Here is a 13,078-nt window from a genome sequence, read left to right on the forward strand (position 1 = left end):
AAAAGGGTTTATTCCACAGGACAAGGTCCTGAGGGAATAAACCCTTTTTTTGCTCGGGGAACGTACATTCCTATTTTTATGCAGTGTGGTATACTTGTTTGTAACTTAACACGTTGTCGCAAGATTCAGAGAATTTTAGGCGGGGGATTCAGGCCTTCGCAGGTGGGAGGCACCTTCATGTCATTACAATTCATTATCGGCCGCGCGGGAAGCGGCAAGAGCAGCCTGGTGCTGGAGCAGATGACAACCCGGCTGCGGGAGGATCCGACCGGACCGCCCATGATTCTGCTGGCGCCCGAACAGGGGACCTTCCAGATCGAGCAGGCGCTTGTCCGGGCTCCGGGGCTGCGTGGGACAGTCCGCGTCCAGGTACTGGGTTTTCGCCGCCTTGCCTTGCGCGTAATGCAGGAGTGCGGCGGTTCCGCCCTGATTCCGATCAGCGAAGAAGGCAAAAAAATGCTGCTCTACAAAATTCTGAGACGCCATAAGGACGAGTTGAAGCTCTACAGGCACGGCGGGGAACAGTTGGGACTGATCGACCGGATCAACTCGCTCTATACGGAGCTTAAGAAATACAACGCTGATTTCACACGTCTGGAAGAGTATCTGCAACTGCTGGAGTCTTCGGCGGGCCAGTCCCGGCTGCTGCGGGACAAGCTGTATGATTTGAACATCCTTTACCGGGAATTCGATGCCGAACTCTCGCGCTTATATATCGACGGGGAAGATCATGTCGTCAAGCTGGCCGAGGGGGCGAAGAATTCGGCCTACTTGCGCGGAGCCGAAATCTGGATCGACGGGTTCCATACTTTTACACCCCGGGAGTACCGGGCGATCGGAGAGCTGATGCAGGTGGCTTCTTCCGTTACGGTGGCCCTAACGTTGGACCGTCCGTATGACGACGGCTTACCGCCGCATGAGCTCAATCTTTTTCATCCGACGGCGACCACCTACCTCAAGCTGCGGTCTCTGGCGGAAACGCTCGGCATCGAGGTGAGGCCGGACGTCCGGCTGACGTCGCGTCCCTTCCCGCGTTTTCAAGGCAGCGAAACGCTGTCTTATCTGGAGTCGGCCTATGAACAGCGGACTCCCTGGAGCGGGGAGACTCCACCGGCGGATCTGGCCGGTTCGCTGTCCCTGCACGCGGCAAGCTGCCGGAGAACCGAGGTCGAAGGCGCGGCCAGGGAAATGGTCCGTTTGGCCAGGGAAGAGGGGGCGCGTTGGCGCGACATGGCGATGTTCGTCCGGAATTTGGACGATTATGAGCATATCGTGACCCCGATTTTGGAGGACTTCGGCATTCCTTTTTTCCTGGATCGGAAAAAAAGCGTCCTGCATCATCCCCTGATCGAAATGATTCGCGGTTCGCTGGACGTGTCGCTTAAGTATTGGAAGTACGAGGATGTGTTCCGCTGCGTAAAGAGCGAGTTTCTGCTTCCGCTGGACGGGAGCCTGACGCGCAACGATATGGATCTGTTGGAGAATTACGCGCTGGCGAGCGGGATCCAAGGTTACCGTTGGCACGACGGACGACCATGGAAAGGGATGCCGAGCCTTTCGCTGGAGGGCGACGAGACCGCACGCCGGGGGGCGGAGAACGAGCGGATGCAGCTGATTGAACAATGCCGCGAGGCGGTTGTGGCGCCGCTGTCCGCCTTCGAAAAGCGGCTGAAGCGGGCCAAGACCGTCAGGGACATGTGTGCGGCGGTTTACCGCCTGCTGGAAGAACTCGAAGCTCCCCGGCGATTGGACCTGCTTGCCCACCGGGCTTTGACGGAAGGTCGGCCGCAGCAGGCGATGGAACACAGGCAACTGTGGGGGGCGGTATTGGATCTGCTCGACCAAATCGTGGAGATGATGGGGGAAGAGAATCTGACCGCCGAATTGTTTGCGGGGGTGTTGGAAACCGGGCTGAAGGAGCTTAAGCTCGGTTTGGTTCCTCCCGCGATCGATCAGGTGGTCGTAGGAAGCACCGATCGGACCCGAACCCGGCATGTGCGCCATGCATTTCTGCTGGGCATCAACGAGGGGATCATGCCGGCCAATCTCCAGGAGGAAGGGGTGCTTAGCGAACAGGAGCGTTTGCTGCTCGGCGAAACGGGATTGGAGCTGGCGCCCGGCACGACGCGCCGCCTGCTGGATGAGCGGTTTTTGATTTACGGTGCCTTGTCCGCGGCAAGCCGTTCGCTCTGGCTGAGCTATCCCATGGCGGATGAGGAAGGGAAAACGCTGCTCCCTTCCGAAGTCATCCGCCATGTGAAGACGATATTTCCGGCGGGGATGCTGCGGGAGAACTTCATCGGCGAAGCTCCGTCCGCGGAGGACCCGCAGGAGCGGCAGCTGGAGTTCGTGAGCCGTCCGGCCCCGACCCTGCCGGTTCTGATCGGACAGCTGCGGGCCTGGAAGACGGGGCTGCCCCTCTCGTCCGTTTGGTGGGAAGCGCTCCGCTGGTTCAAATCGAGACCCGAATGGGAAGGGGACATTTCCCGGCTGCTCGGGTCGCTGGATTACCGCAACCGCGTCAGCGGGCTTACGCCGGCGACCAGCCGCAAGCTCTACGGGAAAAGGCTGCGCACCAGTGTTTCGCGGATGGAGAAGTTTTCGGCCTGCCCCTTCTCCCATTTCGCTTCACACGGCCTCAAGCTGAAGGAAAGACAGCTGTACAGGCTAAAGGCGCCGGATATCGGCCAACTGTTTCATGCGGCGCTTAGCCAAATGGCGATTACCTTCAGAGAGCAGAACCGAAGCTGGGGAAGCCTGACGGAGGAAGAGTGCCTGAAGGAAGCGAACGCGGCGGTCGATCGGCTGGCTCCGAAGCTGCAGGGCGAAATTTTGCTCAGCTCGAAGCGGTACGGTTATATTTCACGAAAGCTGAAAAATATCGTCGGCCGGGCATCGGTTATTTTGGGCGAGCAGTCCCGCCGGGGCAGCTTCGAGCCGATCGGCCTCGAGCTGGATTTCGGGCCCGACCGGCCGCTTCCGCCACTGACGTTCGAGCTGCCGAACGGCTGCGTGATGGAGATCGTCGGACGGATCGACCGGGTCGATGTCGCCGAAGGCGAGGATGGCTTGCTGTTGCGGGTGATCGACTACAAATCGAGCCAAACCGATCTCAAGCTGCATGAAGTGTATTACGGCTTGGCGCTGCAGATGTTGACTTATCTCGATGTGCTGCTTCAGTCGGCCGAATCGTGGCTCGGCGAGTCTGCCTTGCCGGCGGGAGCGCTCTATTTTCACGTCCATAATCCGCTGCTGCAAAGCAGCAATGGCTTGAGTGAAGAGGAGGCCTGGAGCGAGCTGTTGAAACGGTTTAAAATGAAAGGCCTGCTGCTCGCGGACCGGGACGTGATCGCCAAAATGGACGGGCTGCTGGAAAAAGGGCATTCGGAGATTTTGCCGGTGGCGGTGAAAACGGACGGCAGTTTTTACAGCAGCGCTTCCGTGGCGACCCCGGAACAATGGGAAGTGCTGCTCGGTTCGGTACGCCGGACGATCATCGATATCGGCACCCGGATCACGGACGGGGACGTGGAGATTTCCCCGTACCGTTTAGGAACGGAGAGCGCCTGCACCCATTGCGTGTACAAGCCGGTCTGCCGGTTTGAGGAGGCGGTGGAAGGCGGCGGTTATCACCTGCTGAACAAACCGGCCAAAGATCAGATATGGAGCCTGCTGGGCGCAGCGGAAGGAGCGACAGAATGAAAGAAGGAACAGCCATGATGACGATACCGAAGCCGCCAGGCGTTTTTTGGAGCGATGATCAGTGGAAGGCGATCACGTTGTCCGGTGGAGACATCCTCGTCGCCGCCGCGGCGGGTTCGGGGAAGACCGCCGTGCTGGTCGAGCGGATTATCCGCAAGCTGTCGGCGGCGGATGAACCGCTCAGCGTCGACCGTCTGCTGGTGGCGACCTTCACGAAGGCCGCCGCTGCGGAGATGAGGCAGCGGATTCGCGAAGCTTTGGAGAAAGAACTGGAGCGCAATCCCGGAAACGAGCATCTCACACGGCAGTTGGCGATGCTCGGCCGGGCCTCGATTACGACGCTCCATTCCTTTTGCATGGAGGTCATTCAGCGGTATTACACCTTGATCCCGCTCGATCCCGGGTTTCGAATCGCGTCCGAAAGCGAGACGGCCCTGCTCCGCCAGGAAGTGCTGGAGGAGCTGTTTGAGGAGAAATACGCGATGGAGCAGGAAGGCAGCCGCTTTTTGGCGCTGGTCGACTGGTTTAGCGGAGAGCGTACGGATGATGCGGTGTTTGCCCTCGTTCAGAAGCTGTACGACTTCTCCCGCAGCCATTCCTGGCCGGAGCATTGGCTGCGTCAAGCCGCGGCCGCTTTCTGCCCCGCCGATCCGTCGGCATTGGAAGGCGGCCCTTGGATCGCAAGTCTGCTTGCCGACACGGACATGGCGCTAAGCGGGGCGGCGGACCTGTTGACGCAAGCCAAGAAGCTGGCTCTTTCTCCGGGCGGACCGGCGCCGTACGCGGCGACCGTGGAGGAGGACCTGAACACCGTGCTGTCCTTGAAATCAGCCGTCGTGACGGGGACGTGGCGGGAATTGTACGATAGGTTCCAATCCGTCTCGTTCGGAAAATTAAAGCCGTGCAAGAAAGATCAAACGGACCCGGTGATCCAGGAAAGAGTCAAGGGTCTGCGCGAAGAGGCCAAGAAACGGGTCGGCGATTTGCGGAGCCAACTGTTCGGGCGCAGCGCGGAGGCGTTCTTGAACGAGCTCCATCAGGCGGCGCCGGTTATGGAGGAGCTGGCCGCTCTGATCACCGAATTCGGCGAACGGTATCGGCAGGAGAAGACGACGCGCGGCTGGCTCGATTTCTCCGACCTGGAGCATTACTGCCTGCAAATTCTTCGTCATCCGGATTCGACGCCGCTGGAGACGATCCCTTCGGACGCCGCCCGGGAGTATCAGGACCAATTCGACGAGGTCCTGCTGGACGAGTACCAGGACACCAACACGGTGCAGGAGGATATCGTCCGGCTTATCTCCCGTCCGGCGCCGGGCAACCGGTTTATGGTCGGGGACGTGAAGCAGAGCATCTATCGTTTCCGGTTGGCCGAGCCGGGCTTGTTTTTGGAGAAGTACCGGAACTATGGCGACAGCTTCGACGGAGCGGGGCTCCGGATCGATTTGGCGAAGAATTTCCGCAGCCGCAAGCAGGTCGTTAACGCGGTAAACATGCTGTTCAGACAAATCATGAACGAAGGCGTGGCGGAAATCGCCTATGACGCCCGGGCCGAGCTGGTTTACGGCGAAGGCTTTCCCGAAGTGGCGGAAGCCGGCGAAGGTACGGATTATCGGCCGGAGCTGCTGCTGATCGACCGGAACGGGGAAGCGGGCGCCGCCGACCCGGGGGAAGCCGCTTCCGAAGAGAGCAAGGAAGGAGCGGACGAAGAGACCGCCGCCGAAATCGAATCGGTGCGCCTGGAAGCGCGGGCCGTTGCGGCCCGGATCCGCGAGTTGACGGGGGACGGCGGCAAACCGCCGCTGCTCGTTTACGACAAGCAACTGAAGGGAATGCGGCCTGTCTCCTACCGGGATATGGTCATTCTGTTGCGCTCCACGCTTTCCTGGGCTCCGGTTATGATCGAAGAGCTGCGAATGGAAGGGATCCCGGCCTACGGCGAGCTTAGCCAAGGCTACTTCCAGGCCTCGGAAGTGGAGACGATGCTGTCGCTGCTGCAAGTCATCGACAACCCGCGCCAGGATATCCCCCTGGCTGCGGTCCTTCGCTCGCCGATCTATGGGCTGACGGAGGAGGAGCTGGCGGAAATCCGTCTGGCTTCGGGATCGGGCGGCTATTACGATGCGGTGCTGGAGGCGGCGGAAGGGGAAACGGATGATCAGGCCGCGCCGCTGGCCCTAAAATTGCGCGGCTTTTTAAGCCAGTTGGAACGCTGGAGAGCCGAAGCCCGGGAAGGCGAGCTGAGCCGCCTGATCTGGGGGATCTACCGGGAGACCGGGTACCTGGACTGGGTCGGAGGGCTGCCGGGTGGATCGTTGCGGCAGGGAAATTTGAGGTCGCTTTATGACCGGGCCCGCCAATTTGAAATGACGACCTCTTCCAGAGGGTTGTTCCGCTTTTTGCGCTACGTAGGACGCCTTCGGGAAAACGGCGGCGATCTGGGCGCTGCCGCATCGGCCGGTGGTCAGGAGGATGCGGTGCAAATCATGACCATCCACAAGAGTAAAGGGCTGGAGTTCCCGGTCGTGTTTGTGGCAGGGTTGTCCAAAATGTTCAACCGTCAGGATTTGAACGCCAGCTTCCTGATGCACAAAGAGATGGGTTTCGGCCCGAGATTCGTGGACCCGGCACTCCGGGTCAGTTACCCGACGCTGCCGAATCTGGCGATACGCCGTCGGGCGCAAATGGAGCTGCTTGCGGAAGAAATGCGGGTGCTTTACGTGGCTTTGACCCGGCCCAAAGATAAACTGATCCTCGTTTCATCGGTCAAGGACTTGGCGAAGTCGGCTGAAGCGTGGGGGAGCGCGCTGGAGGTCGGCGAAGAGCAACTGCCGGACTATTTGCTGGCCCGGAGCCGATCTTATCTGGATTGGATCGGCCCTTCGCTGATCAGGCATCCGGCCGCGGCGGAACTTCGCCGCTTTGCCGGCTTGCCGGAGCCCGCGGCTTCCATGCCGGACCTGACCGCCGCGGAGTGGGTAATCGGCTTCATCCCGGCAAGGGAGATGCTCCAATCGCAAGCGGAGGCGGCCGTTTCCGCGGCGGTGGACGATGCCGGAACCGGTTCGGATCAAGAGTCGGACTGGAACGCCTCTATGCTTCAGTCGCTGCTGTCGGCAGGGCCGGTACCGATGACGGGGCAGGAGGGTGAAGCCGGAATTAACGATGAGATCGACGCCCGCCTCGATTGGTCCTATCCTTTTGAAGCCGCTACGCGCATTTCGGCCAAAACCTCGGTCACCGAAATGAAAAGAATGCTGGCGGACCAGGAGGAACCGCCGAGCGATGTTTTTGCCGGGCGTGAACTGCGCAGAGAGCTGGAGAAGCCGGAGGAGGCAATCGATTTTACGCTGCATCTACATCGTCCCCGTTTTATGGAACAGGCGCGGATGACGCCGACCGAACGGGGCACCGCCTATCATACGATCATGCAGCACTTGCCTTTTGATCGGGAACCCGGGGAGAAGACGGTTCGGGAAACGCTGGCTTGGCTGGTGGAACGGCAGATCATGACAAGTGAACAGGCGGAAGCGCTGGACACCGGACGCATCGCCGATTTCCTTCGCAGCCCGCTGGGGGCGCTGCTCGCCAAAGCCGATTGGGTTCGCCGCGAGATGCCGTTCAGTTACGGCCTATCGGCCGCGCAGGCTTATCCCCGGCTGGCCCCGCTTGTTGAGGGACCGCTCGGGGACGGCGGGACCCCCGAACTGTCGATATCGGGAGGGTTAGACCAGGAGATCGTGCTGATCCAAGGGATCATCGACTGTCTCTTTTTCGCGGAAGGTCGGCAAATTTTGGTCGATTACAAAAGCGATCGGGTGCTGCCGCATCGCGGCGGCATCGGAGCGCTGACGGAGGCCTACCGTTTCCAACTGGAATTGTACGCATCCGCGGTGGAGGACATCACCGGTGTCCCCGTGGATGAGAAGTGGCTGTATTTCTTCGATACCGGAGAAGCGGTGAAGCTGTGATCGCGCCGGACCTTGACGGAGGATTTGACGATATATGCAGGAAAAGGAATAAAACAGGAGTTTTCTGTTTGTAAGTTGAGGGGGAAGGAAAACATGCGCATTTTGCATACGGGGGATTGGCATCTTGGCCGCACTTTGGAGGGGCGGAGCCGGCTGGCCGAACAGGAGCAATTCCTCGACGAGCTGGTGCTGATGGCGGACCGTCAGCAGGCGGACATCATCCTGATGGCCGGCGATGTCTATGACAGTGTGAACCCGCCCGCCGCGGCCGAGCGGTTGTTCTATGAAGCGGCGGCCCGATTGACGGAGAAGGGCCGGCAGCTTGTGGTCATTTCCGGGAACCACGACCAGCCGGAACGGGTGTCGGCCGCCGCTCCGCTCGTCGCCGGCCGGGGCATCTCGCTCATCGGCCTGCCTACGGCGGAAACGGTGCGGGTTCCGGTGCCGAGGACCAGTGAAACCGCGATGATCGCCGCGCTGCCTTATCCGTCGGAGTCCCGGCTGGCCGAGCTGCTGGCCGGCGACGGGGACGAGACCGAGCTGCGATTGGCCTACAGCGCCAAAGTCGGCAAACTGATGCGGCAGCTTGCGGGAGCTTTCCGCAAGGATACGGTCAATTTGGCGATGAGTCACATTTATGTGCTGGGCGGCGTGGAATCCGACTCCGAACGGCCGATCCAGGTCGGCGGCGCCTACACTGTCGATCCTTCCGCTCTGGATACCGGTGCGCAGTATACGGCGCTGGGCCACCTGCACCGGCCGCAAGCGGTTAAAGGAAGCGGCTTGATCCGGTACAGCGGTTCCCCGCTGTCCTACAGTTTTTCGGAAGCGGGACAAGCCAAATCGGTGATGCAGCTGGATGTGGCCCCGGGGGGGACGCCGCAACTGGAGGAGCTGTTTTTGAGCAGCGGGAAACCGCTGGTCCATTGGAGCTGTCGTGGCGGGCTGGAGGAAGCATGGCGATTCCTCGAGGAAGGACGGGACCGCCATGCGTTCATCGATCTGGAGATCCATCTGACCGAGGCGATGTCCATGGGCGAGATTCAAAAGCTGCGCAAGGCGCATGAAGGGATCGTTCATATTCGCCCGATCTATCCGGGCCGGGAATCGGAGGAGGAGACGGCTTCGCGCTCCCAAATGCCGGTTCACGAGCTGTTCCGGAAATTTTATCAGCGGCAGAGCGGCGGGGCGGAGCCGGAGGACGAGCTGGTGGAGCTGTTTATGTCCTTGATCGCCGACGACGAGGAAGCCCGCGAAGGGGAGGCGGACGAATGAAGCCGATCAGTCTGAAATTGTCGGGATTGCAAAGCTATCGGGAAATGCAGGAAATCGATTTTACCGCCCTCTGCGATACCGGGCTGTTCGGGATTTTCGGGCCTACGGGCAGCGGGAAATCCACGCTGCTGGACGCCATTACCCTGGCGATGTACGGCAAAGTGGGCCGGGCATCCGGCGGGACCCAGGGCATCATGAACCATTCCGAGGACGCTCTGTTCGTCGCCTTTACCTTTGAGCTGATGAGTGCCAAAGGGGCGGAACGGTACCGGGTGGAGCGCCGTTTTAAGCGTCAGGGCGAGCTTTCCGTGAGCAATACGATCAGCCGCTTCATCGAGATTACCCCGGAAGGGGAAAGGGTGCTGGCCGATAAGCTCGCCGAGGTCACGCGGCAGGTGGAGGAGAAAATCGGGTTGAAAATGGACGATTTCACCCGGGCGGTCGTTCTGCCGCAAGGGAAATTCGCCGAGTTTCTGTCGCTGAAAGGCGTGGACCGCAGGCAGATGCTGCAGCGGCTCTTTCACCTGGAAAAGTACGGGGACCTGCTGGCTCAAAAGCTCAGCAAGCAGGTCAAGGAGACGGAGCAGCGCTTGAAGCAGCTGGCGGCCGAGCAGCAGGGGCTGGGTGACGCCTCGGAAGAGGCGCTGCAAGGAGCCCAAGCCGCCCTTCAGTCGGCCGCCGAGCTGGCCGAGGCTCGCCGGCGGGAGCTCGGCGAAGCCCAGCATAGGGCGGCTGAGCTGGCCAAGGTGCGCGAGCTCAGCCGGGAGCGGGCCGAGCGCGCCGCTCTTTTGGCGGCGCTGCGCGAGCGGGACGCGGCGGTCCGCGAGCAGGAGACGCGCCTGGCGCGGGCACAGGCCGCGGAAACGCTCAGGCCGGTGCTCACGGCCTGGAAGGCGGCGCGGCGGCAGGCGGAGGAACGTGGGGCCGCCGCCGCCCGCGCCGCGGAGGCGGCCGCCGCTGGGCAGGCCGCCGCTGCCCGGGCCGCCGCCGAAGCGGAGGCGGCCGCGGGGGCGCTCAGCAGGGACGAGCCGGCCCTGCTGCTGCGCCTGGATCAGCTGGAGCAAGCGCGTCTGCTCCAGCGCGAGTGCGATGCGCTGGCCGCGGAGCTGCGGGAGCTTGCGGCCTCCCGCGAGCAGGGGGCGAGCCGGCGCCGGGCGGCCGCGGAGGAGCTGCACAAGGAGGAGCAGCTCCTCGCGAAAGCGAAGCAGCGCCAGCAAGAGCTGGAGGCGCAGCTTAAGGAATGCGAAGTCAAGCCGGCGGAGCGCCAGAACATCCAGTCCGCCGTTCTGCTCAAGCAGCACCTCGAGCGGTGCCTGCAGGAAGCGGAACGGGCGATGCGGGAGGAGAGCCGTCAGCGTGAAAAAGCGGAGCAGGCGGAGCAGACGCTCGCCCGGATGCTGACCCGCGAACGGGACGCGCTGGAGCTCGGGCGGAAGCTTGCCGAAACGGCGGCGGAATGCCTGGGCCGGCTGCAGACCCTGGAAGCGGAAGGCGCCGCCTTGGAAGCGCAAGCCCGGCGGATGGAGACGTCGATGCGCCTTCTGTTGAAACAGAGGGAGGAGGAGGCGTGGTCCCGCCGGTTGGCGGAGCGGCTGCGCGACGGAGAGCCTTGTCCGGTTTGCGGTTCCCTGCACCATCCGGGCGCGGTTGACGAGGCTGCATCCGGAGAGCCGAACTCCGGGGAGGAGCAACTGAACGAGCTGTCCGCCGTTTTGTCCGGTATGCGCGACTGGCGTCACGCCCTTTCCAGGGACGCGGACCAGTGCCGCACTCAGCTGGAACTGTTGGACGCTGCGGAGAGCTTAAGCCCTATGGCGGGGGCGGTACGCCGGGAGGCGGCGGCCGCGGCGGAGGCGCTGAAGGAGCCGGAGGAGCCGATATCCGTCGACGCGTCGGATGTTGCCTCTGTATTAGCACAGGTACATGAGCTCCGCCAGAGACAAGCGCAGCTGCGGCCGGTGCTTGATGATCTCCAGCGTGAAGTGCGCGACGTCAAAGGGCAGCAGCGCGAAATCCAGGCCGGTTTGGCGGCCGCCAGAGCAGAGGCCGCGGCGGCCCGGGAGCTGCTGGAGCAGATGGCATTAAAAAGCGCCGGCGCTAGTGCGGAACTGGAAAGCAAGCGAAGCGACTGGGCCCGGGAGTTCGGCCGAATGACTCCGGAAGAGGCGGAGAGACTCCGCCTGGACCTGGACGAAAAGGACCGCCGGAGCGAAGACGTCAAGCAGCGGTTAGCCGTCAGCATCCCGTTTATCGAGGAAAAAACGGCCAGAATCGCCGAGCTCGGACGGGACTTGAACGAACGGGACAAACTCCTGCTTCAGTGGGAGGTTCAGGAGCAAGGCAAAGCTTCGCTGTATCAGGAGAAGCACGAGCGTCTCATCTCCTGGATCGGGGAAGCTCCGCTCGAAGCGGCCGTGGCCGAAGCCGGGCAGAAACTGGAAGGGCTGCGCATGGCAGTGGAGCGGAGCCGGAGATCGCAGGCGGAATCCGAAGCCGTGCATCGGGACACCGCGCAGGCCGACGCTTTGGCCCGTCAGGCGTTGACGGCCGCGGTGGAGCAAGAGAAGGAGTGGGAGGAACGCTGGCGCAGCGAGCTGTCCTCCTCTCCATTTCAGGCGGAGGAAGAAGTCCGCGAGGCGTTTTTGGAACCGGCGCAGACCGAAGGATTGGCCGAACGCATCCGCGTTCACCGGGAACAGGAGCGCGAGCATGAAATCGGGCTGAAAGAACTGGATGCCAAGCTCGGCGGCAGGATCGTCACCGAAGCCGAGTGGGAAGCGTGCAGTCAAGCCTTGGAGCAGTCCAGGGCGCAGGATGAGGCGGCGCTTCAGGCTAAAGCCAGAGCCGAAAGGGATTTGGAGGATCTGGAGCGCAGGCACCTTCGTTGGAAGGAACTCGAGGACAAACGGCTTCAGTTGGAGCACAGGTTCGGGCTGCTCGGCAAACTTCAGTCGTCCCTGCGCGGCAACGCCTTCGTCGAATATGTGGCGGAGGAACAGCTCATGAGCGTCAGCCGTGCGGCATCCGGGCGGCTTCGCTCCCTCACCAAGCAGCGCTATGCTTTGGAGACGGACTCCGGCGGCGGATTCGTCATCTGCGATGATGCCAACGGCGGGGTCAAGCGTCCGGTGTCCACGCTCTCGGGGGGAGAGACTTTCCTGACCTCACTGGCATTGGCCTTGGCGTTATCGGCGCAAATTCAGCTGCGGGGCCAGTATCCGCTGCAATTTTTCTTTCTGGACGAGGGCTTCGGGACCCTTGATCCCGAGCTTTTGGATACGGTGATTACCTCGCTCGAGCATCTGCACCACGATCATCTGGCCGTGGGGATCATCACTCACGTCACCGAGCTGCGCGCCCGCCTGGCCCGCAAGCTGGTCGTCATCCCTGCGGAAAGCGGAGGGGCGGGCTCCAAAATCATGCTGGAGCAAATGTAAAAAAATAGTGGGAGGGTGATGCGAATCACAGATACAGTATCACCCTGCTGTTATACTACAGTTAGCCGACATCAATTTTGATAAGCACCCCGGCGGACGTATTGGTGACAGAGAGATGGAGACTCCTTATTTCGGTCCAATACGTCCGTGCGAAACGCGAACTCGCTGAGTGAGCAGGGTGCTTCTTTTTTTTGCCATTTTCCGGTATGATAGGTTTTGCGAGGTATATAGATAGCCCAAGTTAAATTTCAGGAGGGTTTTAAGATGGATAACTGTTTGTTTTGCAAAATTGCGGAAGGTTCCATTCCTTCGAATAAAGTGTACGAAGACGAGCGGTTCCTGGTGTTTCACGACATTCAGCCGGCCGCTCCGACGCATGTGCTGATCATTCCGAAGAAACATATCGCCACGATGAACGATGCCGAGGGAGAGGATTTTGCCCTCATCGGAGAGATGCACCGGGTGGCCCAAGAGGCGGCCAAGAAGCTGGGCGTCGCGGAGAGCGGTTACCGTTTGATCAACAATTGCGGCTCGGACAGCGGACAGGCCGTTTACCATATCCACTACCATCTGCTCGGCGGAACGCGGCTTGGGGCGCTGGTGGCGAATTCGGATTCGCACGCCTGATCGGCGCGTTTTTTCTTCCATATATTAAATTTAGGGTACCCAGGTTGACACCCTATTTATTTTTCC

5 protein-coding genes are annotated in these 13,078 nt (G+C 61.3%); all 5 read left to right on the forward strand.

Annotated features, from left to right (window positions below):
- Positions 1-177 precede the first annotated feature (177 nt).
- The 5 genes from addB (at position 178) to FRY98_RS09625 (ending at position 13,012) form a co-directional block, all read left to right on the forward strand.
- Positions 178-3,702, forward strand: coding sequence for a helicase-exonuclease AddAB subunit AddB (addB, locus tag FRY98_RS09605; RefSeq protein WP_148451543.1), 3,525 nt, complete (start codon positions 178-180; stop codon positions 3,700-3,702).
- Positions 3,699-7,673 (forward strand): helicase-exonuclease AddAB subunit AddA, encoded by a 3,975-nt coding sequence (gene addA / locus FRY98_RS09610; RefSeq protein WP_225038936.1) that lies wholly within the window; start codon positions 3,699-3,701, stop codon positions 7,671-7,673. Before addB ends, addA begins: the two co-directional genes overlap by 4 nt.
- A gap of 93 nt (positions 7,674-7,766) precedes the next feature.
- Positions 7,767-8,948: an exonuclease SbcCD subunit D gene (locus FRY98_RS09615; RefSeq protein ID WP_148451544.1), complete on the forward strand. Its 1,182-nt coding sequence runs from the start codon at positions 7,767-7,769 to the stop codon at positions 8,946-8,948.
- A complete protein-coding gene (locus FRY98_RS09620; protein WP_148451545.1) occupies positions 8,945-12,385 on the forward strand; it encodes an AAA family ATPase in 3,441 nt (1,146 codons plus the stop codon). The genes FRY98_RS09615 and FRY98_RS09620 overlap by 4 nt, the downstream gene beginning before the upstream one ends.
- Positions 12,386-12,649: 264 nt before the next feature.
- Positions 12,650-13,012 carry a histidine triad nucleotide-binding protein gene (locus FRY98_RS09625; protein ID WP_148451546.1) on the forward strand — a complete coding sequence of 121 codons (363 nt, stop codon included), beginning with the start codon at positions 12,650-12,652 and terminating at the stop codon, positions 13,010-13,012.
- The last annotated feature ends 66 nt before the right edge of the window (positions 13,013-13,078 follow it).

Source organism: Paenibacillus faecis (assembly GCF_008084145.1).
GTDB lineage: Bacteria > Bacillota > Bacilli > Paenibacillales > Paenibacillaceae > Fontibacillus > Fontibacillus faecis.

Excerpts from the sequence above, each read along its gene's own strand:
- addB (WP_148451543.1), top strand. The coding sequence starts at position 178 with ATGTCATTACAATTCATTATCGGCCGCGCGGGAAGCGGCAAGAGCAGC.
- addA (WP_225038936.1), top strand. The coding sequence starts at position 3,699 with ATGAAAGAAGGAACAGCCATGATGACGATACCGAAGCCGCCAGGCGTT.
- FRY98_RS09615 (WP_148451544.1), top strand. The coding sequence starts at position 7,767 with ATGCGCATTTTGCATACGGGGGATTGGCATCTTGGCCGCACTTTGGAG.
- FRY98_RS09620 (WP_148451545.1), top strand. The coding sequence starts at position 8,945 with ATGAAGCCGATCAGTCTGAAATTGTCGGGATTGCAAAGCTATCGGGAA.
- FRY98_RS09625 (WP_148451546.1), top strand. The coding sequence starts at position 12,650 with ATGGATAACTGTTTGTTTTGCAAAATTGCGGAAGGTTCCATTCCTTCG.